The organism is Chryseobacterium culicis (genome assembly GCF_900108365.1).
GTDB lineage: Bacteria > Bacteroidota > Bacteroidia > Flavobacteriales > Weeksellaceae > Chryseobacterium > Chryseobacterium culicis.
The window spans coordinates 126,757-152,174 of sequence record NZ_FNWQ01000001.1 but is presented as its reverse complement, the minus strand read 5'-3'; the positions used below and the strand labels follow the sequence as shown (position 1 = coordinate 152,174).

Here is a 25,418-nt window from a genome sequence, read left to right as displayed (position 1 = left end):
CTTTTCACCGGTTTTTTGAATTGACATTTTAATTGATAGCAATAAAATATAAAAAGTCGATGAAAAATATTTTAAGTATTATATGTCTTGCTGTATTTACAGACTGTAAGGGCAAACCGTCTCTCTTGAGACAATGGCACAATGTTCTCTATCAGCTCAAACATGCCCAAATACCTCTTATGTAAAAGATATTAATAATTCCCTGAATAAATATGCTGGAACATGGAAAGGAAACAGGGATGGTAAAAATTATGAATTTAATTTTATCAAGAAAGAAAATGTGGGACAAAATCAAAAATAGGATATGCTTGTTGGGAGGGTAAAAATAACAAACGCTAATGGTGTGGTAGAATATGATAATTTCACTAAACCTGATACTGAAACCAAGTTTACTGGTTTTAATTTTCAGAAAGATTTAAAAGCTTATTTAAAGGACTTCTCTGGTGATAAATCGGGATGTATTGATTACGGATTTTTTTATATGTGGATAAAGCCAGAAACTCCAACTCAATTGGGAGTTAATTTTCATCCAGACAATGATATTGTAACTCAGAATTGTAGTAACTTTCAAACTACTCTTCCGGATAATAAAATTATACATTTAACAAAACAATAAAAAATAAACCGCTTTTCAGCGGTTTATTTTTTCAGAAATTTATCCGTCAACCGCTTCGTTTCTTTGATATAAAATAAAGAATCTTTCCCGTAATCTTCATAGGTAAAATCACCTGCTTTTTTAGGGATAGCGGGTTCTATCTGTGTTCCTTCATGCCATTCATTGAATGATGTAATTCCGATGAAATCCGGATTTACTTTCATGGCGGCATCAAACATCTTTTCGTAATACTTTCCATTTTCTCTGCTTTTGAAATTAGCTTCGTTCCATGGACGTATCCTTGTATCGGAATACCCTGGTCCTACACAAGGAATAAAAATCAGGTTATGATCTTTAGCGTATTGGGCCATAAAATTCCAGTTAGCAGTGGTGCTTCCGTACACAAAGCCTTCGCTGGCAAAATAGGTATAGAAGCCATCAAAGCCAGCCGAGTCAAAAAATTTAACATCATCTTTTTCAACCCAAAGCCCGATATAAAAAGCATCCAAATCTGTATTTCTGACTGTTTTTTCTCCATTTTGGGACAGCATTTTTGACCATTCCTCTTTAGAAATTTTATAACTGTCATATACATAAAACAACGGCTTACCCTCTTTTTTATAGAAAGCATGGTGATGAGAATAGGTTTTTATAAGATAAGAAAGCTGTTCCTTTAATTCTGATGTATTCGTATAAAACGGCTCGATGTGGAATGCAATTTTCAGATTAAAACGGTCTGCAATATCCAGATATTTAAGCAGACTTTTATCCGTAAATGAATCTTTTCCCAGCCAGCTTACGACAACTACCCCTACTCCTGCGTCTTTGATCATTTTCATATGCTTTTCAATAATCTTCGGGTCATTGGAACTGTAATTTCCCAATGCAGGATAAAAATTAGCTCCAATATCGTCCCCTCCTTGGTGATGCCCCAGATTATTCCATTTCGGATTGCTCCAGTGGGGAAGAATTTCGTGGTTCCAATGCTGATAACTCCCATCGGTTGCAGGATTTGCGTACCAGCCATAATAGAATATCTGGACTTTATCTCTCCGATTGCCCTGTTGTGAAGAACAGTTTGAGAAAAACAACGTAAATGTCAGTAATAAAAGGAAACGGGTATAGTAATTCATAGTTAAAAAGTGGATTAAATTCTCAAAAGCACTGGTAAAAATTACACTTTCAATATGACCTCAGCAGCATGATCACTGGCGCCTTTTCCGCCAAGCTTTTCTCTCAGAAGTTCATAGTCATTCAGAACCTGGTTTCTTTTTTCTCCTGATACAATTTTATTGAGTTCTTCTACCAGGTTTTTAGTATTCAGATCATTTTGAATGAGCTCTTTTACCACTTCCCTATCCATGATCAGGTTAACCAAAGAAATGTAATTGATATTTTTTACTAATCTTTTAGCAATAGCATAAGAAATTTTGCTTCCGCGGTAACAAACCACTTCAGGAATGTTCAGCAAAGCGGTTTCCAGGGTAGCTGTTCCGGAGGTCACCAGAGCTGCTTTGGAACATCTTAGTAAATCATAGGTTTTATTAGATACAAAATGGACATTATCATCCACATATTTCTGATAGAACTCTTTAGGGAGACTCGGTGCTCCGGCAATGACGAACTGATAATTTTTAAAATGCGGTCTTACAGAAAGCATTATTTCGAGCATCTTCTCCACCTCCTGTTCTCTGGAACCCGGCAGCAGCGCAATGATTTCTTTTTCGTTCAAACCGTTCCCAGCTTTGAAATTTTCAATACTGATTTCCTGAAGATCCGAAATAGCATCCAGCAAAGGGTGGCCTACAAAATGAGAATGAACTCCGTGTTTCCTGTAAAAATCTTCTTCAAAAGGAAGGATGACCATCATTTCATCCACATATTTTTTGATGATCTCTACCCGTCCTTCTTTCCAGGCCCAAAGCTGCGGAGAAATATAATAAACAACTTTGATTCCAAGCTCTTTAGCAAACCTTGCAATCCTTAAATTAAAACCCGGATAATCAACTAAAATTAAAACATCGGGTCTGTTTTTCTGAATATCCTCTTTACAGAATTTAATATTATTCAGAATCGTTCTGAGGTTCATTACCACTTCCAGAAATCCCATAAAAGCCAGATCTCTGTAATGTTTTACCAGTGTTCCGCCCTGAGCTTTCATCAGATCACCACCCCAAAATCTAAATTCAGCATTCGGATCTTTTTGTTTCAGAGATTTCATCAGGTTACTTCCGTGCAAATCACCTGAAGCTTCGCCTGCAATAATGTAATACTTCATTTCTATAGTAAGGATAGAGAACAAATTAAAATAGATATGATCTTAATTCGTAAATTTGTTCAAAGATAATGATAAAAAATGTCAGAAGAATTTGAAATCCGGAATAAAGTTGCCGAAAGCGGCCTTATCAATTTTGACCTTGCCACTTTACTTCCAAAAGGAGAAAGAAAAGGAATTGACCTGAAAGATTTTCTTTTCCAGGAAATGATCCTGAAAGAGAAAGATTTTCGTGAAAAAGTAGAAGCTATTGATATTGAACAGTATAGAGATTCATATATATACATCTACAATTCTGTAGATACTATTATTCCTCTGTGGGCCTATTTTGTTTTGACGGCAAAACTTACTGATGTGGCCAGAAAAATTGTGTTTGGAAGCCGTGAGGATCTTGAAGTTATTCTAATGCACAATGCAATTCAGACGCATGATTTTGAGGAAATGAGAGGAAAAAGAGTTCTTGTAAAAGGCTGCTCTGATAAAGAAATTCCGGAAAATGCCTATATAGAACTCGTAGAACAGTTAAAACCCATTGTAAAATCTCTGATGTTCGGAGAAGCATGTTCTAATGTACCTATCGTAAAGAACTAATATGAACAAATATTTATCAGCCTTATTTTTGTTCATTATTTTTCTTGGTATCTACTATGCCGGAAGTTTTTCAAAAATTCCTTTTGCAGACTGTGTAGGATTTGTACTGAGTGCAGAAACAGGGATATGGGAAACCACTGCTACAGCAACCAGTCACTTTCTCTATATCAATACGGTTATTTTTATTAAAAACCTTTTTGATATGAATGGCATCGAAGCGAGCAGATTTTTGGTAGTGTTTTCTGGCGCAGCTACCGTTTCTGTTGTTTATCTTACTGTAAGAAGTATTTCAAAGACAGATTGGGCATCTCTTGCAGCCGCTTTTGTTTTCGGCTTCAGCTTTTCCTTTTGGAGAAATGCAGAGATAGTGGAAGTTTACACTTATAATTCCTTATGGATAAGTCTTTTTTTCTTTTCGGTCATTAAGAGTTTTACTGAAGAGAAAAGAATCTATATTCTCTTAAGCAGTTTGTTTTTAGGAATCAGTTTGTGGGTTCATATTCAAAATATCCTGCTCATCCCCTCCTTACTGGTTTTCTTATTTTATTTCAGAAATGAAAAAAAATATGCAGCGGCTTCACTATTGGTTTTTGCCGTGTTATTCTGCTCCTTATTTATTCTCAACAGTTCCCAGGGGCTTCCTTTCAAATCTCCATACAGCTCTGATCAGGGCACTTGGGTGGAAGATTCTCTGAAAAAAAGCACCATTCAGTACGTGAAGGATTTTTTCCAGTCTTTTGCTTATCTGATCTATAATTTCAATATATTCACCTTTTTCGGAATCGCAGGCATTCTGCTGCTGTACAAAACCCATAGAAAAATGTTTTTTGTCTTTGCTTCAGGAGCCGTATGCGTGTACGGATTTGCAACTTTCTATGCCGTATCAGACAATTACGTTTTCTTTTTACCCTTCAATATCATTTTTGCGCTGTCTATAGGGTATGGCCTTTCTTCAGCAAAGTATGCACGTCTGAGAAAGTTTTCATGGGTATGCTTATTGATTCCTGCAGGATACCTCCTTCTGTATAAAGCTGCATTTTTAACAAAAAAAGGAAAAGAATTTCATGCATTCAAAGCGTATAAAGGCGGACTTGATTATTACATCCTGCCATGGATGAATAACAATGTAGGAATTCTGGAATTTACTATTGATAAAAAGCAGGCTCCCGAACCTATCGAATGGATGACTATCAGTGCGGTAGACTATATACAACTTCTAAAGAGTAAAGGTTATACAGAAGAACAGATCAGAAAACTTTAACAATAATTATGAAGGCCTGTCATTTTGTGAGGCATATTTTTTGATAACTTTGGTTACTTAATACTTAATAAACACAAAAATGAGTTTAATCGACCTACTTACAGGGAATACAGGCAACCAGGTTGCTGAACAGGCTGAAAATAAATTCGGGATCAGCAAAAACCAGGTAATTGCTTTATTAGCAGTAGCTACTCCTCTTATTATTTCTTATCTTAGAAATAAATCTCAGGATGCCAAAGAAGCAGAAGCTTTAAACAGCGCTTTAGATAAAGACCATAATGGAAGTATTTTAAATGATGCTTCTCAGATTGAATCAAGACAGGCGGAAGGCGGATCTATCCTGGGGCATATTTTCGGTGATCAGAAAAGTAATGTTGAAAACCAGTTATCTCAGAATACAGGAATTTCAATAGACAAAATAGGTCCTATTCTTGCCATGCTGGCACCTGTAGTAATGGGTTACATCGGGCAGCAGAAACAGCAAAGCAATGTTGGAGCAGGAGGTTTAGGAGATCTCTTAGGAGGAATCCTTGGAAATGCTTCAAGCCAGGCACAAGCTCAGCAGTCTAATCCTTTGAATGATATTCTTGGAAGTGTTTTAGGCGGCGGACAGTCTCAATCATCAGGAAACCCATTGAATGATATATTAGGAAGTGTGCTGGGCGGCAATGGAAACCAACAGCAAGGCGGCGGCGGTTTAGGAAGCATCCTTGGAAATATTCTTGGCGGTAAATAATTAATTTTATTTTCATAAAAAAGACCGGTGATCTGATCTCCGGTCTTTTTATTTGGATTACTTTTTAGATTTTTCTTCAGAAGCGGCAAAAGATTTTGATGCTTTTCTAGGTCTTCTTTTTCCATAACTTCCGGAATTAATTTTTCCTCTTCTTGATTTTTTGTCTCCTTTTCCCATAGTATTATGTATTTGTTGTCATTACGAAATTAAAAAATGTAAGCCTAAAATCCAATTGATAACGCTGTTAAAATTTTATAAATTAAAGATGGAGGATGGACGCCAGATGCAGGAAGTTACCAGCAGGTTACTATTTTAAATGATCTGTCATCAGTTTAGCAACACTGTTTATAATGATTATTTTAGATATTTCTGATCTGCATAACTTCCCTCTTCAAGCTTCCACCGCCCATCCCTTCTACACTTTTATCGTCTTCCATTTTCCTTTTTTAAATAAGATAAAGGCAACAATGGTAATCAAAGTTTCAGCAGCGGGGATTGAAATAAAAACTCCTTTGGGACCCATCTCAAGATATCTGGATAAAAAATATGCGAGAGGAATCTGAAACAGCCAGAACCCAAAAAGATTAACCCACGTTGGCGTCCAGGTGTCTCCTGCTCCATTGAAGGCATTAATCATCACCATTCCTATTCCATAGAAAATAAAGCCGGTACTCATGATCTGAAGTGCATTTTTAGCAAAATCTTTAATAGCAGTTTCCTGAGTGAAAAACCCTACCAAGAAATTTCCCATAAAAAGAAAGATAAGACTTACAACGAGCATAAAGATGACATTATATTTTACCGTTTTCATCACAGACTGTTCTGCTCTCAGCATTTCATTGGCTCCCATGTTCTGGCCTACCAGCGTGGATGCCGCATTACTCAGTCCCCATGCAGGAAGCATAAAGAACATCATCAGTCTTAAAGCGGTCTGATAACCTGCAGATGCATTTTCACCTCCCGTAGTAGCGACAAGCTCCGCAAGGAAAATCCAGCTGCATGAAGCGATGACAAACTGAAAAATCCCTGGAGTGGCTATTTTTATGATGGATGTAATTAACGCATAGTTCGGTTTAAAATAAGAAATCCTTATACGGATCTGTGTATCTGCTACTAAAAGATGATACAACTGGTAAATAACCCCTATACTTCGTCCTATTGTTGTTGCCAAGGCAGCACCGGTCAGTCCCAAAGCAGGAACAGGTCCTAATCCTTTTATCAGAATCGGGCAGAGAATAATATTGGCAATATTCGCGATCCACAAGCTTTTCATGGCAATCATTGCGTTTCCTGCTCCTCTGAAAATACCATTGATTAAGAATAAAAGCATAATAATCGTGCTGCTTCCCATCATAATTCTGGTAAAATTCTTTCCGTAGGCCGCTGCTTCAGGCTTTGAACCCATTAAAATCAGAATTTCTTCAGCAAAGATCACTCCCAATAAGCTTAAAACAAAAGTAATGGCAAAAGAAACAAGCAATACCTGCGCAGCACTTCTGGAAGCCTGTTCAGGATTTTTCTCACCAATTCTTCTTGCCACCAGGGCTGTGGCGGCCATACTCATACCAATCGCAATAGAATACATTACAGAAAGTACAGATTCGGTAAGTCCTACTGTCTGAATAGCAAAACCACTTTCTTTCAAGTGACCAACGAAATAGAGATCAACAAGGGCAAATACGGATTCCATTGCCATTTCCAGCATCATCGGAATTGCTAAAAGCAGTACGGCACTTCTGATATTCACTTTGGTAAGATCAGTTTCTTCACCACTGAATGCTTTTTTCAAAAACTCAATATATTTTGTCATTTTGTAATCAATAATTTAGATAATCCCAAAAATACAAATCCAATTATTAGAAAAACTTAGCAATTGGTAATAAAATTTAATTTAGATTTGTATATTCTTAAAAATTATCCTTATGAAAAAAATAATCTCTACTACTTTTCTATTTGGAATATTACTGTCTGGCGGTATGGTATCTGCTCAGAAGATGAGTCAGGAAAAGATGAAAGCTATTTATTCTGATGATATAGCCACATTTAAAAAACAGTTTGCTCCGGGAGATTACAACAAGTGTTTCCTTGTTGGAGATATTCTTTACTCTCCCCTTGGTTTTAGTGTAATGTCTGACAGAAAGAAGATTATCAACTTCCTTTTGGACAATAAGGCCAGTGTGAATAAAAAATGCCAGAACAAAACGCCTCTTGAAGTAGCTGATGAAACAAAAGGCAGCGAAGAAGTGAAAAAAATTCTGATCGCAAAAGGCGGCAACAGAGATTAAAAAATCTGAAATCAATATATGAAACTTCCGAAAGGAAGTTTTTTTTATTTATAAAACCTGCAAAAATCTTATCTTTGCCAACGAAAAAATCAAGGTTCGGAATTGAGCCTTAAACATTGAACTTTAAACAAATAATTATGTTTCGATCACACACCAACGGAGAGCTATCTCTGAAAAATCTGAATGAAGAAGTTACACTATCAGGATGGGTACAGACTATCCGTGATAAAGGATTTATGATTTGGGTAGATCTTCGAGATCGTTACGGAATTACCCAGCTGGTTTTTGATCAGGACCGCTCTTCTGCCCAACTGATGGAAGAAGCAAAAAAACTGGGCCGTGAATTTGTGATTCAGGCCACCGGAAGAGTTATTGAAAGAGTAAGCAAAAACCCTAATATTCCAACCGGAGAAATTGAGATTCTGGTGGAAAAACTGACTATTCTGAACGAATCGCAGCTTCCTCCTTTCACTATTGAGGACGAAACAGATGGCGGCGAAGAATTAAGGATGAAATACCGTTACCTGGATATCAGAAGAAATCCGGTAAAAGATAAACTGATCTTCCGTCACAGAATGGCGCAGAAAGTAAGAAATTACTTATCTGAAGAAGGTTTCATTGAAGTGGAAACTCCTGTTTTAATCAAATCTACTCCTGAAGGAGCAAGAGACTTTGTAGTACCAAGCAGAATGAATCCGGGACAGTTTTATGCATTGCCACAGTCTCCACAAACTTTCAAACAGCTTTTGATGGTAGGAGGAATGGATAAATACTTCCAGATTGTAAAATGTTTCCGTGATGAGGATTTAAGAGCCGACAGACAGCCGGAATTTACACAGATTGACTGCGAGATGGCTTTCGTAGAGCAGGAAGACGTAATGAACGTTTTCGAGGGAATGACCAAAACGCTTATAAAAGATATTACAGGTCAGGAATTCGGAGCTTTCCCAAGAATGACTTTTGCAGATGCAATGAGAAAATACGGAAATGACAAGCCGGATATCCGTTTCGGAATGGAGTTCGTAGAACTGAATGAACTGGTAAAAGGGAAAGACTTTAAGATATTTGACGATGCTGAGTTAGTAGTCGGAATCAATGTAGAGGGATGTGCAGAATACACAAGAAAACAGATCGACGAGCTTGTTGATTGGGTAAAACGTCCTCAGATCGGGGCTTCAGGGATGGTTTGGGCCAAATTCCAGAATGACGGAGTGAAAACCTCATCGGTAAACAAATTCTACAGTGAAGAAGATTTAACAAAAATCATCGAAAAATTCGGAGCAAAAGAAGGAGACTTAATGTTGATTCTTTCCGGAAATGAAAATAAAGTAAGAGCTCAGCTTTCCGCGTTGAGAATGGAGCTTGGAAACCGTTTGGGATTAAGAAAAGGAAATGAATTTGCACCGCTTTGGGTAGTTGACTTCCCTCTGTTGGAATGGGATGAAGAGACGGAAAGATACCACGCCATGCACCACCCTTTCACTTCCCCAAAACCGGAAGATATCCACTTACTGGAAACTGATCCTGGAAAAGCGAGAGCCAATGCGTATGATATGGTTCTGAACGGAAACGAAATTGGAGGAGGATCCATCAGAATTTTTGACAAAGATCTTCAGTCTAAAATGTTCGATTTACTAGGATTTACCAAAGAAGAAGCGGAAGCGCAGTTTGGATTCCTGATGAATGCATTCAAATATGGTGCTCCGCCGCATGGTGGACTGGCATTCGGATTTGACCGTCTGGTAGCGATTCTGGACGGAAACGAAGTGATCAGAGATTATATCGCTTTCCCTAAAAACAATTCAGGACGGGATGTAATGATTGACGCACCTGCTTCAATCGCTGATGCACAGCTCGACGAATTAGAATTACAATTGAATTTAAAAGCATAAATGTAAAGCGGGGTATATGCCCCGCTTTTTTAATGAAAAAAAATGAAAATAGCAGTAGCACAAACCAAACCGTTAAAAGGAAAAATTCTTAGCAATATTGAAAAACACGAAATATTAATCACAGAAGCCATTCAAAAAAATGTGGAGGTTATTATTTTTCCTGAACTTTCTATCACCGGCTATGAGCCTGAATTAGCCCGGCAGCTTTCCATTGATTACAACGACCCTCTTCTGGACAATTTTCAAATAACGGCAGATGATCATAATATTATCATTATTGTCGGAATGCCTGTAAAAAGCGGAAACAGCTTACTGATAAGCAATATTATATTCCAGCCCAATAAAGCACGGAGTATTTATTCAAAACGTCATTTGTTTCCAACTGAAACTGATATCTTTTCGAAAGGCAATACCTCTTGCCAGCTGGAAATAGCACAGAATAAAATCTCACTTGCCATATGTTACGATCTCTCAGATCCAATACATTCTCTTGAAGCTTACCAGCACGGCTCCAATATTTATACAGCAAGCGTTCTTAATTCAATTGGCGGAATTGATCATGATCTGCTTACGTTATCTGCTATTGCCGAAAAATATAATATGCATGTTTTAATGGCTAATTTCATAGGAGAATCCGGAGGTTATGAATGTGCCGGAAAATCTTCTGCCTGGGATTGCAATGGAAATCTTATAGGACAACTTAATCATGAAAATGAGGGGATTCTTATCTTAAATACTGAAAACAATCAGACAGATATCGTTTACATACATTAAGCGTAAAATAAAAAGCAGAAAAATTTCCGTTGTTGCTTGTTCTAAATTTAATAAAATCTTATCAAATTTTCAGCAAAACAGACTTTAAACCTGTATAATTTTCATTTTTATATTGTATCTCAAATATCTGTGAAATAACGTAATTTAAAATTTAATAGTAAAAAATAAAACATTACAAATAAATTAACGAAATTAATACAGAAATTAAACAAAAACACAACAAAACAATCAATATATTATGTTATATTCAAGTATAACCGATTATTAATATATTTACAACACACAGCTGAAGTATAATGATGATTTAATCAAAAGTAAGCATTGACTTATTTTGTAATCTTGCGCAAGGTAATACGATAGCTGTTCATATTTACAACCTGATCACCAAACCAAAATTAAATAATATGAAAAGCAAACTATTGTTATTATCAGGATGCCTTGTTCTGGCCCTGAACTCATGCAGGTCGGATATTGAAAATGCACAGACAGATTCAATGGAGCCAACAACACAGAATTTAACCAATGCAAAAATTCACAAATTACTGATTGACGGAAAATACACCTACGTTAATGAAATAAATGGGGAGTATTTTTATGCAGAAGATATTACGATCAGCCCTGAACAGTTCAACATATTAAAGACAAAGGCAGATCCTGAGGCCTCAACAGCCCAGAAAAGCACCATTGTAAGCTCTTTTATTAAGACATGGCCTGATGCAACAGTTTACTATACACTACCCAGCCAGGGAAGCATGAGTACTCAAAATTACAATACCTTCATTACCAACATCAACAAAGCGTTTGATCTGATTTCTTCTCAAACCAGTGTTCAGTTTGTTGAACGAACCAATCAGACAGAATACATCACCTTTACTTACACAACAAGTAACAGTTCTCCTCTTGGATGGCAAAAAAACAGAGTAAACGGAATTAAAATTTACAATATCACTTATCCGGCAATTATTGCTCATGAAGTGATGCACTCTATGGGAATCATGCACGAGCAGTGCCGCCCGGATAGAGATCAGTACATTATTGTAGACGTTAACAAGGCCGTGGAAGGAAGCCGTCATAACTTTAATCTTTACAATGATTACGCAGGACATGGCGCGTTTGATTTCGGATCAGTGATGATGTACCAGTCTACAGATTTTGCTATAGACCCGAGCCAGCCTGTAATGACTAAGCTGGACGGATCCACATTTACCAAGCAGCGAACAGGCCTGTCTGCTGGTGATTATGCCGGAATCAATCATTTGTATGGTCCTGTTAATGCTACTTCAGCAATCAACGGAACTTATACGATGAAAACAGCTTTAGCGAATGATAAAAATATAGATGTTTCAGGAAGCTCCACTACAGATGGCACCAGCATAATTCTGTATTCAGCTTCTACAGGGAATAACCAGAAGTTTACATTCAGTAAATCTGATCATGGTTATTATATTATCAAATCTGTATTGGATCCTGCAAAGGTATTAACCGTTAAAGGCAGCGGAACTGTGAATGGAACAGCGGTTGAATTAAGGACTAATTCCAATACGGATGCTCAGAAATGGTTATTATTCAATCTGGGAAATAATGGTTTTGGATTTGCTCCCAAGAATGCACCGGCATTGAGACTTGAGGTGAAAAACGGCTCTACAACCAATCTGACTCCTATTGTAATTGGCACTACGGATCAAACGGTTCAGCCTTCTACAAAACAGCGATTTATCCTTACAAAAGTTAATTAAGCTTTTTTATACAAAAAGAGGTTAGGAAATAAACTTCCTAATCTCTTTCTATTTTGTACCTATTCACCAATTAGCTTCAACATTTCATTTCTTCCCGGTCCGGTTGAAAGATAGCCCACCGGTATCTTTAATTCTGCTTCTAAGAATGACAGAAATTCTTTCACTTCTTTTGGCAGCTCAGAAGGGCTTTTCATGCCAGAAAAATCAGCATCCCAGCCGTTCATCCACTTCAATATTGGCTTTCCGTTTTCAGGAAGCAAACCTGAAACAGATACCTTCTCTCCATTTTCCAGTTCATAATGAGTACATACTGCTACCGATTTCAAGCCGCTTAACACATCTGCCTTAGTGAGTACCAGCTGTGTTACACCGTTGATCAATACAGCATATTTTAAAGCAGGTAAATCCAGCCAGCCAGTTCTTCTTGGACGTCCGGTATTGGAACCAAACTCATTCCCTTTTATTCTGATTTCCTCCCCTACCTCATCAGAAAGTTCCGTTGGAAAAACGCCGTTTCCTACTCTTGTACAATATGCTTTAGCAATTCCAAATATTTCACCGATCTTTTTCGGTGATACACCCAGCCCACTGCTGGCACCTGAAGCGGTAGTAGATGAAGACGTCACATAAGGGTAGGTTCCGTGGTCAATATCCAGCATAGCTGCCTGAGATCCTTCCGCTAAAATCGTTTTTCCTTCAACCAGAGCATTATTCAGATAGATTTCCGTTTCGGTACATTTAAATGTCTTGAGAAAATTTACAGCCTCAAAGAATTCATTACTGATTTCTTCCAGAGACGGCAGCTCAGCACCGCCTTCCTTGAGCATTTTATAATCCCTTGCCAAAATATGCTGTACCCTGCTTTTAAAATCCGGAGCGAACATATCTCCAATTCTTACATTCTGTCTCAAAATTTTATTGGAATAAGCCTGTGCAATTCCATTTTTGGTAGTTCCGATGGTAGTATAATCAGAACTTTCCTCCATAAAAATATCCAAAAGCCTGTGAGTAGGAAGTACAAAGTGAGCTTTAAGCGAAATGATTATATTGTTTTCGGGCTGAACCGTTTCGTCAAAAGTCCTGAGATTTAAAATTTCTTTCTGAAAACTTACAGGATCCAGAACAGTTCCTGTACCAATCACATTCTGTACCCCATTCATAAAGATACCCGAAGGAATCATTTTAAGCGTAATTCTGCGTCCGTTCCTCTCTATGCTGTGCCCAGCATTGGATCCGCCGTTAAAACGGGCTGTAATGTCGTAATTTTCACTGATAAGATCAATAAACTTCCCTTTACCTTCATCACCCCATTGTAATCCTAATACAATATCCATATTCGTACTTTAAATTTTATGGAGCAAAGCTATGACAGTCAATAAGAAAGACCATTGTCATTTGGCAAAAAGAGCTGTATGAGAAATTAGATTTAGAGGTTGGAGATATATACCGGATGCAGGAAGTCAGATGCTGGATGCCTGAAGTTCGCCATGCAGACGCAGGAATATAATTCTATACAATATTTCTTCTGATTCTGCTTAAAGAAGAAGGCGTAACCCCAAGATAAGACGCCAGCATAGACTGCGGAACCCTGTTGGCAAGTCCAGGATAATGATTTAAAAAATGAATATAACGGGATTTCGCATCCTGATTCAGCATAATACTGGCCACCTTCAGTTTGTTCTCAACCACAAAAGCATGAATCCGGGCAAATAAAACCGGCCAGACCGAAATTTTTTCCTCAAGGATTTTAAAATGCTTAAGATCTATTACCAGCAGTACAGCATCTGTAATAGCTTCAATATCTTCGTGTGCGGGCAGCTGATCAGTAAATCCCTGAAAATCTCCGATAAATCTGCCTTCATAAATGAAATACCGCGTAAAATCATCTCCCTGCCTGTTATAATACAAAGACCGGAAAACCCCCTTTTTCACAAATGCAATTCTCTGACTCACCTTTCCCGCCTCTACAAAAGGATCTCCCTTCTTTACAGTGATTTCCTGAATACCTTCAGCAATCAGAAGTTCATCCTGAGGATTCAGTGTTCCGAATTTTTTGATATAAGTAAAAAGCTCTTCCATATTCTTTGATAACCACAGACTGCGGAAATATAAAGATATAAAAGTCTATGCTAAAAACAATTGTCATTTGGCAACAAACCTGGTTAAAGATACCACACAAGCCTCCTGCGGCATATTAATTGCTTGATTTTTAAAAACGTAAGACAATGAAAGCAATTTGGAACGGCGCCATTGGATTCGGTTTAGTAAACATTCCCGTAAAAATTTACTCGGCAACAGAAACCACAAAACTGGATCTTGACATGCTTGATAAATCTGATTTTTCAAACATCAAGTTTAAAAGAGTAAATGAAAATACGGGAAAAGAAGTAAAATGGGAAAATATCGTCAAAGGTTATCTGATGGACGACCGATATATCGTCCTGGATGATGAAGATTACGAAGCGGCAAGTCCTGAAAAAACAAAAATACTCTCTATTGATCAGTTTGTAAAAGAAACAGAAGTAGACAGCGTGTATTTTGAAACTCCTTATTACCTTGAACCTCAGAAAAACGGGGAAAACGCTTACAGGCTTTTACTGAAAGCCCTTGAAAAGACAGCAATGGTGGGCATTGGAACCTTTGTACTTCGTGATAGTGAAGCCATCGGAATGATCCGCCCGTATAATGATGAGATACTGGTGCTGAACCGGCTGAGATTTGATCAGGAAATCAGAGATTATAAAGATCTTAAAATTCCTGCCCGAAAAGCTCCGAAACCGGCCGAGCTCAAAATGGCTGTCAGCCTCATAGAACAGCTTTCCCAGGAATTTGATCCCGAAATGTATAAGGATACCTACTCTGATGAACTGATGAAAATCATCAAACAGAAAGCAAAAGGTAAAAATGTTAAAGCTCAAAAAGCTCAGCCTGCAAAAGAAGGTAAAGTGATTGACCTCATGGCCCAGTTAAAGGCCAGTCTCAATAGTTCTAAATCCAAATCCGCATCATAATGGCTTTAAAAGATTATCAGCAGAAACGAAAGTTCGATGAAACCAGCGAGCCCAAGGGGAAAACAAAAAAAAGCAAAAATCAGCTCATTTTTGTGATTCAAAGGCACGCTGCAAGCAGACTTCATTATGATTTCCGGCTTGAAATGGAGGGTGTACTGAAGAGCTGGGCCGTTCCGAAAGGACCGTCATTAGATCCTAAAGACAAACGTCTTGCAATGATGGTGGAAGATCATCCCTATGACTATAAAGACTTTGAAGGTAATATCCCCGAAGGAAACTATGGTGCCGGACAGGTGGAAGTATGGGACAGCGGAACTTATGAACCGTTGGAAGAAAACACTAAACTTTCTGACGAAAAACAGCTTCTGAAAGAATTGCATGCAGGTTCTTTGAAATTTATTTTACACGGTAAAAAACTGAAAGGTGAGTTTGCTTTGGTTAAAATGAAAAATAGTGAAGACAATGCGTGGCTGCTCATCAAGCATAAAGATGAATTTGCAGAAAGTCCTTACGATGCTGAAGAAAACACCTCTGCAAAATCGCTTGTCACAAAATTTCTGGAGGAAAAAAAAAGCCTAAAAACAAAGGAAAAAAAGAAGTAGCAACCGCTGTTAAACCATTCAGGAATTTTAATTCTTTAACAAATGAAAGGAAACTAAAATCCTTTATAAAACCCATGCTGGCTAAGCTTTCCGAGGAGGCCTTCGATGATAAAGACTGGCTTTTTGAAATAAAATGGGACGGTTACAGGGCAATTGCAGATCTGCGAAAAGATTCCCCACTCTTCTACTCCCGCAACGGAATTTCATTTTTATCTAAATTTGATAAGATTGCTCAGGATTTTGATCAGCAGCAACATCATATGATCTTAGACGGAGAAGTAGTAGCCTATAATGAACAGGGTAAACCTGATTTTCAGCTTTTACAGCAAATTATGGATCATCCTGAAGCGGCTCTTGTATATCAGGTTTTTGATCTTCTCTGGCTGAATGGGCATTCTACCGAAGAACTTCCTCTCATTCAACGCAAAGAACTTTTAAAGGAAGCTTTAACCGAAACCGACTGCATTAAATATTGCGATCATATTCCGGAAAAGGGTATTGAATTTTTTGAACAGATGAAAAAAATGAAGCTGGAAGGGATGATTGCAAAACGTGCAGACAGCTTGTATATTGAAAACAGCAGAAGCAGTGACTGGCTTAAAATTAAATTTTCCAATACCGAGGAAGTCATTATTTGTGGTTTTACAGAACCCAGAGGGTCAAGGGAAAGCTTTGGCGCACTGATTTTAGGAAAATACCAGGATGAAAATCTTATCTACTGCGGCCATACGGGTACCGGATTTAATACATCAACTTTAAAAGAAGTATATCAGCGGCTTCAAAAATTAGTTGTACGATCATCTCCTTTCGAAAAGATTCCCAAAACCAATATGCCGGTAACATGGGTAAGGCCCGAATTGGTATGTGAAATTAAATATTCTGAAATTACCAAGGACGGTATCTTCAGACATCCTGTTTTTATAACCATCAGAGAAGACAAAAGTCCGGAAGAACTCAGGGGATCCTCCTTCACCGAAAAACCTAAAGAAATGAAACCGAAAACATCATCAAAAAAAACTGAAGTTAATGAGAAAGAAAAGGAGGTTACTTTAGACAAGCATCTTGTAAAACTCACCAATCTGGATAAAATCTATTTTCCAAAAGATGAAGTTACGAAGGGAGATGTGATCGACTATTATCAATCTGTTGCAAGATATATTCTGCCTTACCTCAAAAACCGTCCGCTTTCTCTCAATCGTTTTCCGAATGGAATTGAAGAGCAGAGCTTTTATCAGAAAGATGCCGGAGACCACATTCCTAACTGGATTAAAACGACGGAGGTATATTCGGAATCCAATGACAAAAATATTGATTATATTTATTGTAATGATAAAGCAACTTTAGCCTATCTTAATAATTTAGGATGTATTGATCTTAATCCCTGGAACAGTTCTTTACCGGATCTGGAGCATCCTGATTATCTGGTTTTAGACCTTGATCCTTCTTCAAAAAATACATTTGATCATGTAATTGAAACCGCACTTCAGGTAAATGAAGTTTTAAAAGCTATAAAAATAAAAGGATATTGCAAGACTTCCGGAAGTACAGGAATTCATATTTACATTCCTATGGGAGCCCAGTATGATTTTGACCAGGTAAAAGATTTTGCCCATATTCTGATGAAGCAGGTGAATGAAAAACTGCCTGAGATCACCACTTTAGAAAGAAGCCTTCAAAAAAGAGACAACAAGAAAATCTATCTGGATTATCTCCAGAACAGAACAGGACAAACTTTAGCAAGTGCCTACAGCCTGAGGCCCAAACAGGGTGCTTCAGTGTCCATGCCTTTGGAATGGGATGAATTAAAACCAGGCCTGAAACCTACTGATTTTACGATTCATAATGCTTTAGAAAGAATCAAAGAAAAAGGTGATCTGTTCAAACCGGTTCTGGGTAAAGGAATTGACATGATGAAAACTTTGGAGCTGCTGCAGAATATGGATTAGTTTTTTTGTCCACTACGCTTTTACTTCTCTGTTTTAAAGAAAATATAGAATATCAGAATCAAAAATTTTTCTTCAGTACACCTGGAAGAAACACCTTGTTGCGCTTAAAAAAGCTATTGCTTATGCCCTCTTATTTCTGGTATTGGAATTTTTATAAAATTCTGTCAGACTTTCTGCAGCAGTATTCTGACAAAGAAAAAGCTTTGTACAACAAAACTCCCACATTTTGCAATGCAGGAGCTCCTTAAAATTAAATATAATTATTGATTATAAACATGAATATCCCGTTGCGGAAAAGGAATTCCTATTCCCGCTTTATCGAGAGCTTCTTTACAACCGATGATTAGTTCTTCATTCATGGTCCAGAAATTTTCGGTAGAGGTACTAACTCTAACCGATAGATTCACGGCGCTTTCACCCAGCTCTGTAACCACTACCTGTGGGGCAGGTACGGCAAGCGCGTATTGGTTATTTTTAATAACAGCCATCAAAATATCTTTCGTCTGCCTAAGATCGGCATCGTAGGCAACCCCGATATCCAATGCTGTTCTTCTTGTTCCTAACTGGGTATAATTGGTAATACTATTGTTTGAAACCACTCCGTTAGGAATAACAATCAGCTGGTTTTGTGGTGTGATCAGCTTTGTATGGAAAATATCTATAGCATCTACGGTTCCTGAAACGCCTGAATTGGTAGAAATAAAATCTCCTATTTTAAACGGCTTTAATAATAAAATTAATATTCCACCCGCAAAATTGGTAAGGGATCCCTGTAAAGCCAGACCTACCGCCAAACCTGCGGCACCAATCATGGCGACAAATGCAGAAGTCTGTACTCCCAATTGTGTTACCACAACAATAAACAAGAGAATATTAAGTCCCCAGTTGATCATATTTAAAAGAAAATGCTGGAGTGAAGCCTCCATATTACGCTTTTTAAATGCTTTCTCCACCAGCTTTTTGATCACTCTGATCATCCATGATCCGATCAGGTAAATTAACAATGCGGAAATAATGGCTGTGAAAATTCGCGGGGCCCATGAAACGGCTGAAGAAATCAGGGTGTCCCAGTGTTGTTGAATCTTGTTCAGTTCTAAATCGTTCATTTTCTTGTGTATTTTTTATGTTAATATCAATGATGCATTGATATCTCCTGCAAGATTAAAATGAAATTGAACAAAAGTATAATCTGCTTCAAAAAGAAATTCAGCTTACACTAAACCAGTGAAAGTGAATCATATTATAGACTAAAATAGATTGCCGGCAGAACAGATGGTTTCAGCTTACTCAATAATCATTCAGAAATTGAATCTTACAGGAAGAAATAATTTTTCGGTGATTGAATTACAAAAACGATACCGAAGTGTATGATTCGGAAATTAATATTGTGTAAACTTTTATTGAATAATGGTGTACTTATCTGGTTAAGGTAATTTGGCAGCCAGACTTTCCGGAAGCATTTTCAGAATAAAATAAATGATCTTCCATTTGTAATTCGGAACAATAGTAAAGGAATTACCTGCATTTACAACGAATTTCGCTACATATTCAGGTTCCATAATTAAAGATTCATTCAATTTCAGCCCTTCATTGATTTTGGTTCGGATATACCCTATGACCAAAGCATTCACAATGACCTCACGGGAAGCCAATTCCTGTCTCAATCCGGCAAGAAACTGAATAAACGCAGCCTTTGTACTTCCATATACAAAATTACTTTTCCTTCCTCTTACTCCGGACAAAGAAGAAAGACCGATAATTCTTTCCAGATTCTTATTGCTTTTATCCATAGCTATAATGCTCAGAATAGAAACGCCTCCCATATAATTGACCTCCATCATTTGTTTTGCCCCTTTGAAATCAGTCAAAGCTCTTTGATTATCTACTAAAAAACCTGCAGCATAAACTACAATATGAGGTTTTACGGAAAGATCGGCATAGAATTTCTGATGGGAATCAAAATCTGCGGCATCAAAAAACAAAACAGAGACTTTGGAACGGTCTAGATTATTAGAATGAATGAAATGATCCAGAGCTACGGTATTTCTGGAAGCCGCTATTACTGTAAACCCTTTTTCAATATATTGTTTTATACATTGCTTGGCAACATCTGAATTGGCGCCCAGAATAAGAACTGTTTTGTTTGTGTTTTGATTCATGGGGCAAAGATAATTTTTTTATTAAACACTAATCTCACTAATTGTTTTCACAAATGGACACAAAAAACTTCTGAACTTATTGTATATAAAAAGTTGCGGCGGGTGAACTTCGTTCACCCGCCGCAACTCAATATTTTTCAGACTGAATTATTTCTTTTCTTCAGTTGCTGTTTCTGTTTTATCAGTAGATTTTGCTTTATCTCCAAAACGGGCTTCCGTCATTTCTCTGGAAACCGCTGCTTTTTCGAACTTTAGTTTTCCGGATAATGTTTCGATAACAAAACCGTCATCCTGAATCTGAGCAATTCTTCCGTGAAGACCTGATGTAAGAACCACTCTTGTTCCTACTTTAAGGTTTTCCTGAAAGTTTTTTTCCTGCTTCTGTTTTTTCATCTGAGGTCTGATCATCAGGAAATAAAACCCAACAAACATTACACCCATCATGATCAGCATCATAGGAGAAGATCCCCCTGCTGCCTGTAAAAATAGTGTCAACATATTTTAAATATTATGGTTGAATGTTCGCGGTGAACGTTAATCTGATGGGAGCTTTTTCCACATTGGCAAAAACATCTGCATACTTCTGAACGTTTCCGTCAAAGCTTGAAGAATCAAAGTGCAACGTAACTTTTCCTTTTTTACCAGGCATGATAGGCTCTTTTGTAAAATCCGGAGCTGTGCATCCGCATCCAGGCTTTACTTCAGAAATAATTAATGGATTTTTACCCGTGTTCGTGATTTCGTATACGTGCTCTACTTTATCTCCTTTTTTGATTTTTCCAAAATCGAAGCTGTTTTCAGATAAAGCTACAGAAGTAGATGGTTCATTAGAAACAGGGGCCGCTGCCTCACCTGCTGCAGGGGCTGCAACAGAATCAGTGGTTAAAGGAGCTACAACAGATGCTGAATCAGTAGCTGCTGTTTCAGTACTTTGAGTTTCTTTGTTCTCTTTTTTGCATGAAACTAACCCAAAGCCTATAATAGACAAGGCGATAATTGATAACGTCTTTTTCATTTTATATTCTATTTTGATCTTTACAATATTTATCTAAAATACCATTGATGAAGATATTGGAACGGTCTGTAGCAAATACTTTTGCAATTTCAATATATTCGTTAATGATCACTCTTGAAGGGGTGAAAGCAAAGTTATCAAGTTCTGCAATTGCTGTAGACAAAATTACTTTATCCATTAAAGAAACCCTTTCCAGATCCCAGTTTTCCAGCCTTTCTTCCAGTTTCTTTTCATTGTTTTCCCAGTTGTTCAGGGTATCTCTCAACAATTTTGCAGCGAATGTTTTATCTTCTTCATCTTTAATCATTTTGATCAAAGTTCTGCTTTCTTCATCTTCTCTCAGGAAGCCGATGGTTTTTTGAACCATGGAGTTGGCGATATGGATATCATCATACCATGAAAGTTCTTTATCACCCAAATAATCATGAAAATCTTCATTTTCAGCAATATATCGTAAGAATAATTTCCCGATAAATTTCTGATCTTCTTCAAAAGAGTATCCTTCTTCTTTCATGAAATCCTGATAACGTTTTCCAGCCGTAATTCTCTGGAAAGTCTTCACCAATAAATCATCATGCATATCCCATTTCAATTGCTTGTGCTGGCCTGTAAAGAACAGTCTTTCAGGATTCTCTTCCAGTTTAAGCAATACCTGGTTATTGATGAATTTTTGATTAGGATTGATATCAGCATCAGTTTTAAGAAATTTATTCTTACCAATTTCGATCTGGTTCTCTGCCAAATCTTTCAGACCCACTAAAAAGTTGAGCTGATAGATGTACAGATAATAGATTTTCTCTATCCCGGCAAACATGTTTTTCTCTAAAACATCAAATTTTACAGGATTCTGGTAGTATGAATACACGGTCTGTACTACTTTTTCACGGATTTGTCGTCTTCCTAACATTCAAAGAGCTTTTTTATGGGTGCAAAGATACGAAATTTAAAATTGATGAAATTCGTAGTGTGATGACATTTTTGTAATTTTGTGCAACTATATGAAAGCGCTAAAAACCTTAAACCCCTATTTTTGGAAACACAAAATACTGCTGTTTTGGGGAGTACTATTTATTATTGCCAGTAATTTCTTCAATATATATAAGGTTCAGTTTGTAGGAAAATCTGTAGATGAACTTACAAAAAATGGAAACCTTGGCTTTAACAATCAGGTTCTGATCTATGTTGGAATTATTGTAGGATGCTCCCTTCTCACCGGATTTTTTACCTTCATGATGAGGCAGACGATTATTGTTGCCTCCCGAAGAATAGAATATGAGCTGAAAAATAAAATCTACAGACATTATCAGGATTTATCTTTAACGGATTATAAGCAGACTACCATTGGAGACTTAATGAACAGACTAAGTGAAGATGTGGTAGCGGTAAGGATGTATCTGGGCCCAGGTGTCATGTATGTTGCCAACCTGATTGTCCTTGTGGTGATCACTGCCATTTATATGGTAAAAACGGATGCCTCCATGACGATGTGGACTTTACTTCCGCTTCCCATTTTATCTTTTGCCATTTATAAGGTAAGCTCAATCATCAATAAAAAGTCGAAGGTCATGCAGAAAAGCCAGTCTGCCATTTCAACTTTCGTTCAGGACAGCTTTTCCGGGATCCGTGTGGTAAAATTCTTCGCAAGAGAAAAATATATTGAAAAAAACTACGGAATCAAGGTTACTGATTACCAGAATAAAGCTTTGGATCTAGCCAAAACGGAAGCCTATTTCTTTACCATCATTCTTTTTGTGATCGGATTACTGAATGTTGCGATTATTCTGATCGGAGGGACCAAGTATATTGCCGGAGAACTGAGTATCGGTAAAATTGCAGATTTCTTCATGTATATCAATACACTGATCTTCCCTTTCTCTATGGTAGGATGGGTAACCTCTGTGAATCAGAGAGCTGAAGCTTCCATGCAGAGGATTAATGAATTCATGGATAAAAAATCTGAGATCATCAATACCAATTTCGAAAACTATCCTATTAGGGGAGATATAGAATTCAGAAACGTATCTTATGTATATCCTAATACGGGAATCAAAGCACTTGAAAGCTTGAGTTTTAAAGTAAAAGCAGGAGAATCGTTGGCTATTATGGGTAAAACCGGAAGTGGAAAATCAACAATCGCATTACTTTTATGCCGGTTAATAGATCCTACGGAAGGGGAAATTTTAATTGACGGTAAAAATCTTAAGGATCACAATCTTAGCAACTACCGAGATTTTATAGGGTACATTCCTCAGGAAAGTTATTTATTCTCAGATTCTATAGAGAACAACATTGGTTTTGCCATAGATCATCCTTCGCATGAGAAAGTGGTAGAATATGCTAATATAGCGGATGTTCATAAAAATATCGTAGAGTTTAAAGAGCAATATAAAACACTTGTAGGTGAACGCGGAGTGATGCTTTCCGGGGGACAAAAGCAGAGAATTTGTATTGCAAGAGCTTTAATTAAAGACCCGAAGATCATTATTTTTGACGATTCATTATCTGCTCTGGACACCGAAACCGAGCAAAATATTCTGGAGAATATTGATAAAAAAATAAGCAACGCTACTTCCATAATCATCACACACAGAGAGTCTAGCGCTCAAAAAGCAGATCAGATTCTTAACCTTACAGAAATTACCAATTCTGTAACCGCTTAGCCATTTCGTTCTCAATTGTTAAATAAATCATAAAAAAAATTTTGTGATTAAAAGAATTCTTTTATATTTGTTCTTAACAAGATTAAAAAATATCTAACAATGAGTGAATACAAGGAACGCCATGAAAATGAAATTTTCACGAAGGTGTTAAAAGCAGGGAGAAGAACTTATTTCTTTGATGTGCGCGAGACGAAAGCAGGAGATTATTATCTTACCATCACTGAGAGTAAGAAGAATTTCGGAGAGAATGGGGAAGCTACATTCGAGAAGCATAAAATTTACCTTTATAAGGAAGATTTTAAGAGTTTCCAGGAGATGTTTAATGAGTCCACAGATTTCATCATTAATGAAAAGGGTGAGGATGTAATTTCAGAAAAACATGACAAAGACTTCAAGAGCAGATCTTTTACAATTGATTCTGACGACGAAGTTTAAAAAAAGAATATCTAAAAACACAAGCATCTGAAAAAGATGCTTTTTTTATGCCTGATAATCAAAATTATTATTTGTTGCCGCACAAAAAACGGGCAAAGCCCGTTCTACTGAAATTTTATCAGCAGTTTTTACAGTTAAGATATCTTTTACAGTATTTGGACCAATTTAAGTGTTCTTTCCACCATTTATAGCTCTAACTTCAGGATTCCTATATCAGCTGTTCGTGTTATATCATCTGCGGGTGGATCCGTCAGTATTCCGTAGTTGACAGACACATTCTTGGTAGGGGTGGACTATCTGTCATCTGAAGTTCTCAGAATTCCGGCTGCCCGAAAAATATGGTTTTATTTGTAAAATCAGGATTAGAATAGAATTAAGGAAAAATAGTAAAAAGTAAAATTTTCATCCTTGATGATGTTCAAACTACCGCGCAAATATACTTTTTCTAAGACCTTATTAAAAAAAATAACACACCAAACAGTTTGATTTAAAGACAGTTTAATACTGTTTCTGACATAAAAAAAGCACATTTTCAAATTGAAAATGTGCTAATTTAGGGTGAATGATGGGTCTCGAACCCACGACCTTCGGAACCACAATCCGACGCTCTAACCAACTGAGCTACAATCACCGTTTTCTGAGTGCAAATATATGACAATTTCCTCAACTACCAAACAATTCCATCAAAATTTTTCAAAGAAATTAATTTTTCAGATGTAAAGCCCTCAGCGTAAGTAACTCCCGACAACCGGCCTAAATCCTGAGCCCGGTATGTTAAGCTCTCATAAAAGTCTTTTGTGGTAATCGGTGTTTCGGGTTCTTTAGAAGTTGGATCATAAAACTGGGTTTTATAAGCCATGCAAGCTTCAAGTTTTGTCTTAAGATGTTCTGAGATATCAATTACAAATTCCGGTTTGATATCTTTCCACTGAATGTAATGAAAAACATGCTTAGGTCTCCAGACTTCCTGAGCTTCTCCCTCCCATACAGTCTCTATTTTTCTTAAACCGGACAAAAAGCACGCATCAGACACTAATTTCGCTCCTTTTGCATGATCCGGGTGTCTATCATCAATTGCATTCGCCAAGACGATTTCCGGGCGGTATTTGCGGATCATTTTTACGATCCTCAATTGGTATTCTTCGGAATTTACAAGAAACCCGTCTTTCATTCCCAGATTCTCACGCGCAGATAATCCTAAAATTTTAGCAGCGTCTGCAGCTTCAGCTTTTCTCGTTTCATCCGTGCCTCTTGTTCCAAGCTCTCCTCTAGTAAGATCTACAACCACACATTTTTTACCCTCTGAAACCATTTTGGCAATAGTTCCGCCACATCCCAATTCCACATCGTCAGGATGCGCTCCAAAAGCAAGTATATCAGTTTTCATATAATCAAAGATAAGTTTAAAATAAAAACTTCCCAAACACAATGAATGGGAAGTTGTA

At 37.2% G+C, this 25,418-nt stretch carries 25 protein-coding genes and 1 tRNA gene; 13 read left to right on the top strand and 13 right to left on the bottom strand.

The window, feature by feature from the left end:
• Window positions 1–304: 304 nt before the first annotated feature.
• Complete coding sequence (locus tag BLW74_RS00715; RefSeq protein ID WP_089689571.1) at window positions 305–616, top strand: hypothetical protein; 312 nt, start codon at window positions 305–307, stop codon at window positions 614–616.
• A 23-nt stretch (window positions 617–639) separates the two neighbouring features.
• Here the strand turns inward: BLW74_RS00715 and BLW74_RS00710 are convergent, their stop codons facing one another.
• Window positions 640–1,728 carry a glycoside hydrolase family 99 protein gene (locus BLW74_RS00710; protein ID WP_089689570.1) on the bottom strand — a complete coding sequence of 363 codons (1,089 nt, stop codon included), beginning with the start codon at window positions 1,726–1,728 and terminating at the stop codon, window positions 640–642.
• A 41-nt stretch (window positions 1,729–1,769) separates the two neighbouring features.
• The gene (lpxB, locus tag BLW74_RS00705; RefSeq protein WP_089689569.1) at window positions 1,770–2,873 is read right to left on the bottom strand and encodes a lipid-A-disaccharide synthase; all 1,104 of its coding nucleotides are present in this window, start codon (window positions 2,871–2,873) and stop codon (window positions 1,770–1,772) included.
• A gap of 78 nt (window positions 2,874–2,951) precedes the next feature.
• Here lpxB and BLW74_RS00700 point away from each other — a divergent pair, with 78 nt between their 5' ends.
• The 3 genes from BLW74_RS00700 to BLW74_RS00690 all read left to right on the top strand — a co-directional run bounded on the left by BLW74_RS00700 (window position 2,952) and on the right by BLW74_RS00690 (window position 5,458).
• Entirely contained in the window at window positions 2,952–3,461 is a 510-nt protein-coding gene (locus BLW74_RS00700; protein ID WP_089689568.1) for a DUF2480 family protein, read from the top strand.
• 1 nt (window position 3,462) lies between these two features.
• On the top strand, window positions 3,463–4,722 hold the full coding sequence (locus tag BLW74_RS00695) for a protein O-mannosyl-transferase family (protein WP_089689567.1): 1,260 nt from the start codon (window positions 3,463–3,465) through the stop codon (window positions 4,720–4,722).
• 79 nt (window positions 4,723–4,801) lie between these two features.
• Window positions 4,802–5,458 (top strand): DUF937 domain-containing protein, encoded by a 657-nt coding sequence (locus BLW74_RS00690; RefSeq protein ID WP_089689566.1) that lies wholly within the window; start codon window positions 4,802–4,804, stop codon window positions 5,456–5,458.
• A gap of 57 nt (window positions 5,459–5,515) precedes the next feature.
• On the opposite strand, the gene BLW74_RS00685 is transcribed toward BLW74_RS00690, so the two are convergent.
• On the bottom strand, window positions 5,516–5,635 hold the full coding sequence (locus BLW74_RS00685) for a 30S ribosomal protein THX (protein ID WP_089689565.1): 120 nt from the start codon (window positions 5,633–5,635) through the stop codon (window positions 5,516–5,518).
• Between the two features lie 238 nt (window positions 5,636–5,873).
• Window positions 5,874–7,268 carry an MATE family efflux transporter gene (locus BLW74_RS00680; RefSeq protein WP_089689564.1) on the bottom strand — a complete coding sequence of 465 codons (1,395 nt, stop codon included), beginning with the start codon at window positions 7,266–7,268 and terminating at the stop codon, window positions 5,874–5,876.
• A gap of 112 nt (window positions 7,269–7,380) precedes the next feature.
• On the opposite strand from BLW74_RS00680, the gene BLW74_RS00675 reads away from it, so the two are divergent.
• From BLW74_RS00675 to BLW74_RS00660, 4 genes are all read left to right on the top strand, one after another.
• On the top strand, window positions 7,381–7,743 hold the full coding sequence (locus BLW74_RS00675; RefSeq protein ID WP_089689563.1) for an ankyrin repeat domain-containing protein: 363 nt from the start codon (window positions 7,381–7,383) through the stop codon (window positions 7,741–7,743).
• A 137-nt stretch (window positions 7,744–7,880) separates the two neighbouring features.
• Window positions 7,881–9,635 carry an aspartate--tRNA ligase gene (gene aspS, locus BLW74_RS00670; RefSeq protein ID WP_089689562.1) on the top strand — a complete coding sequence of 585 codons (1,755 nt, stop codon included), beginning with the start codon at window positions 7,881–7,883 and terminating at the stop codon, window positions 9,633–9,635.
• Between the two features lie 42 nt (window positions 9,636–9,677).
• Window positions 9,678–10,409 (top strand): carbon-nitrogen hydrolase family protein, encoded by a 732-nt coding sequence (locus tag BLW74_RS00665; protein WP_089689561.1) that lies wholly within the window; start codon window positions 9,678–9,680, stop codon window positions 10,407–10,409.
• Between the two features lie 404 nt (window positions 10,410–10,813).
• The gene (locus BLW74_RS00660; protein WP_089689560.1) at window positions 10,814–12,145 is read left to right on the top strand and encodes a M12 family metallopeptidase; all 1,332 of its coding nucleotides are present in this window, start codon (window positions 10,814–10,816) and stop codon (window positions 12,143–12,145) included.
• A gap of 59 nt (window positions 12,146–12,204) precedes the next feature.
• Here BLW74_RS00660 and BLW74_RS00655 read toward each other — a convergent pair whose 3' ends face one another.
• Window positions 12,205–13,479: an adenylosuccinate synthase gene (locus BLW74_RS00655; RefSeq protein ID WP_089689559.1), complete on the bottom strand. Its 1,275-nt coding sequence runs from the start codon at window positions 13,477–13,479 to the stop codon at window positions 12,205–12,207.
• Window positions 13,480–13,654: 175 nt separating this feature from the next.
• Complete coding sequence (locus BLW74_RS00650; RefSeq protein ID WP_089689558.1) at window positions 13,655–14,224, bottom strand: Crp/Fnr family transcriptional regulator; 570 nt, start codon at window positions 14,222–14,224, stop codon at window positions 13,655–13,657.
• Between the two features lie 146 nt (window positions 14,225–14,370).
• On the opposite strand from BLW74_RS00650, the gene ku reads away from it, so the two are divergent.
• The 3 genes from ku (at window position 14,371) to ligD (ending at window position 17,704) form a co-directional block, all read left to right on the top strand.
• The gene (gene ku / locus BLW74_RS00645) at window positions 14,371–15,156 is read left to right on the top strand and encodes a non-homologous end joining protein Ku (RefSeq protein ID WP_089689557.1); all 786 of its coding nucleotides are present in this window, start codon (window positions 14,371–14,373) and stop codon (window positions 15,154–15,156) included.
• Window positions 15,156–15,758 (top strand): DNA polymerase ligase N-terminal domain-containing protein, encoded by a 603-nt coding sequence (locus tag BLW74_RS00640; RefSeq protein ID WP_089689556.1) that lies wholly within the window; start codon window positions 15,156–15,158, stop codon window positions 15,756–15,758. The genes ku and BLW74_RS00640 overlap by 1 nt, the downstream gene beginning before the upstream one ends.
• Window positions 15,759–15,832: 74 nt before the next feature.
• Window positions 15,833–17,704, top strand: coding sequence for a DNA ligase D (ligD, locus tag BLW74_RS00635; RefSeq protein WP_089689555.1), 1,872 nt, complete (start codon window positions 15,833–15,835; stop codon window positions 17,702–17,704).
• A gap of 260 nt (window positions 17,705–17,964) precedes the next feature.
• Here ligD and BLW74_RS00625 read toward each other — a convergent pair whose 3' ends face one another.
• The 5 genes from BLW74_RS00625 to BLW74_RS00605 form a co-directional block, all read right to left on the bottom strand.
• On the bottom strand, window positions 17,965–18,810 hold the full coding sequence (locus BLW74_RS00625; RefSeq protein WP_089689553.1) for a mechanosensitive ion channel family protein: 846 nt from the start codon (window positions 18,808–18,810) through the stop codon (window positions 17,965–17,967).
• A 318-nt stretch (window positions 18,811–19,128) separates the two neighbouring features.
• Complete coding sequence (locus BLW74_RS00620) at window positions 19,129–19,863, bottom strand: SDR family NAD(P)-dependent oxidoreductase (RefSeq protein ID WP_089689552.1); 735 nt, start codon at window positions 19,861–19,863, stop codon at window positions 19,129–19,131.
• Between the two features lie 147 nt (window positions 19,864–20,010).
• The gene (yajC, locus tag BLW74_RS00615; RefSeq protein ID WP_089689551.1) at window positions 20,011–20,361 is read right to left on the bottom strand and encodes a preprotein translocase subunit YajC; all 351 of its coding nucleotides are present in this window, start codon (window positions 20,359–20,361) and stop codon (window positions 20,011–20,013) included.
• Between the two features lie 10 nt (window positions 20,362–20,371).
• Window positions 20,372–20,878 carry a DUF1573 domain-containing protein gene (locus BLW74_RS00610; RefSeq protein WP_089689550.1) on the bottom strand — a complete coding sequence of 169 codons (507 nt, stop codon included), beginning with the start codon at window positions 20,876–20,878 and terminating at the stop codon, window positions 20,372–20,374.
• A 1-nt stretch (window position 20,879) separates the two neighbouring features.
• Window positions 20,880–21,785 carry a transcription antitermination protein NusB gene (locus tag BLW74_RS00605; RefSeq protein WP_034693040.1) on the bottom strand — a complete coding sequence of 302 codons (906 nt, stop codon included), beginning with the start codon at window positions 21,783–21,785 and terminating at the stop codon, window positions 20,880–20,882.
• 91 nt (window positions 21,786–21,876) lie between these two features.
• Here BLW74_RS00605 and BLW74_RS00600 point away from each other — a divergent pair, with 91 nt between their 5' ends.
• A complete protein-coding gene (locus tag BLW74_RS00600; protein ID WP_089689549.1) occupies window positions 21,877–23,538 on the top strand; it encodes an ABC transporter ATP-binding protein in 1,662 nt (553 codons plus the stop codon).
• Between the two features lie 99 nt (window positions 23,539–23,637).
• Window positions 23,638–23,973: a DUF3276 family protein gene (locus BLW74_RS00595; protein ID WP_027375472.1), complete on the top strand. Its 336-nt coding sequence runs from the start codon at window positions 23,638–23,640 to the stop codon at window positions 23,971–23,973.
• A 556-nt stretch (window positions 23,974–24,529) separates the two neighbouring features.
• Here the strand turns inward: BLW74_RS00595 and BLW74_RS00590 are convergent.
• Together BLW74_RS00590 and bshB1 are read right to left on the bottom strand one after the other, a co-directional pair.
• Window positions 24,530–24,605 (bottom strand) — tRNA-His (locus BLW74_RS00590).
• 35 nt (window positions 24,606–24,640) lie between these two features.
• Window positions 24,641–25,360, bottom strand: coding sequence for a bacillithiol biosynthesis deacetylase BshB1 (bshB1, locus tag BLW74_RS00585; RefSeq protein WP_089689548.1), 720 nt, complete (start codon window positions 25,358–25,360; stop codon window positions 24,641–24,643).
• Window positions 25,361–25,418: the final 58 nt, after the last annotated feature.

Coding starts and splice junctions, on each gene's coding strand:
- BLW74_RS00715 (WP_089689571.1), top strand. CDS start 305: ATGCTTGTTGGGAGGGTAAAAATAACAAACGCTAATGGTGTGGTAGAA.
- BLW74_RS00710 (WP_089689570.1), bottom strand. CDS start 1,728: ATGAATTACTATACCCGTTTCCTTTTATTACTGACATTTACGTTGTTT.
- lpxB (WP_089689569.1), bottom strand. CDS start 2,873: ATGAAGTATTACATTATTGCAGGCGAAGCTTCAGGTGATTTGCACGGA.
- BLW74_RS00700 (WP_089689568.1), top strand. CDS start 2,952: ATGTCAGAAGAATTTGAAATCCGGAATAAAGTTGCCGAAAGCGGCCTT.
- BLW74_RS00695 (WP_089689567.1), top strand. CDS start 3,463: ATGAACAAATATTTATCAGCCTTATTTTTGTTCATTATTTTTCTTGGT.
- BLW74_RS00690 (WP_089689566.1), top strand. CDS start 4,802: ATGAGTTTAATCGACCTACTTACAGGGAATACAGGCAACCAGGTTGCT.
- BLW74_RS00685 (WP_089689565.1), bottom strand. CDS start 5,635: ATGGGAAAAGGAGACAAAAAATCAAGAAGAGGAAAAATTAATTCCGGA.
- BLW74_RS00680 (WP_089689564.1), bottom strand. CDS start 7,268: ATGACAAAATATATTGAGTTTTTGAAAAAAGCATTCAGTGGTGAAGAA.
- BLW74_RS00675 (WP_089689563.1), top strand. CDS start 7,381: ATGAAAAAAATAATCTCTACTACTTTTCTATTTGGAATATTACTGTCT.
- aspS (WP_089689562.1), top strand. CDS start 7,881: ATGTTTCGATCACACACCAACGGAGAGCTATCTCTGAAAAATCTGAAT.
- BLW74_RS00665 (WP_089689561.1), top strand. CDS start 9,678: ATGAAAATAGCAGTAGCACAAACCAAACCGTTAAAAGGAAAAATTCTT.
- BLW74_RS00660 (WP_089689560.1), top strand. CDS start 10,814: ATGAAAAGCAAACTATTGTTATTATCAGGATGCCTTGTTCTGGCCCTG.
- BLW74_RS00655 (WP_089689559.1), bottom strand. CDS start 13,479: ATGGATATTGTATTAGGATTACAATGGGGTGATGAAGGTAAAGGGAAG.
- BLW74_RS00650 (WP_089689558.1), bottom strand. CDS start 14,224: ATGGAAGAGCTTTTTACTTATATCAAAAAATTCGGAACACTGAATCCT.
- ku (WP_089689557.1), top strand. CDS start 14,371: ATGAAAGCAATTTGGAACGGCGCCATTGGATTCGGTTTAGTAAACATT.
- BLW74_RS00640 (WP_089689556.1), top strand. CDS start 15,156: ATGGCTTTAAAAGATTATCAGCAGAAACGAAAGTTCGATGAAACCAGC.
- ligD (WP_089689555.1), top strand. CDS start 15,833: ATGCTGGCTAAGCTTTCCGAGGAGGCCTTCGATGATAAAGACTGGCTT.
- BLW74_RS00625 (WP_089689553.1), bottom strand. CDS start 18,810: ATGAACGATTTAGAACTGAACAAGATTCAACAACACTGGGACACCCTG.
- BLW74_RS00620 (WP_089689552.1), bottom strand. CDS start 19,863: ATGAATCAAAACACAAACAAAACAGTTCTTATTCTGGGCGCCAATTCA.
- yajC (WP_089689551.1), bottom strand. CDS start 20,361: ATGTTGACACTATTTTTACAGGCAGCAGGGGGATCTTCTCCTATGATG.
- BLW74_RS00610 (WP_089689550.1), bottom strand. CDS start 20,878: ATGAAAAAGACGTTATCAATTATCGCCTTGTCTATTATAGGCTTTGGG.
- BLW74_RS00605 (WP_034693040.1), bottom strand. CDS start 21,785: ATGTTAGGAAGACGACAAATCCGTGAAAAAGTAGTACAGACCGTGTAT.
- BLW74_RS00600 (WP_089689549.1), top strand. CDS start 21,877: ATGAAAGCGCTAAAAACCTTAAACCCCTATTTTTGGAAACACAAAATA.
- BLW74_RS00595 (WP_027375472.1), top strand. CDS start 23,638: ATGAGTGAATACAAGGAACGCCATGAAAATGAAATTTTCACGAAGGTG.
- bshB1 (WP_089689548.1), bottom strand. CDS start 25,360: ATGAAAACTGATATACTTGCTTTTGGAGCGCATCCTGACGATGTGGAA.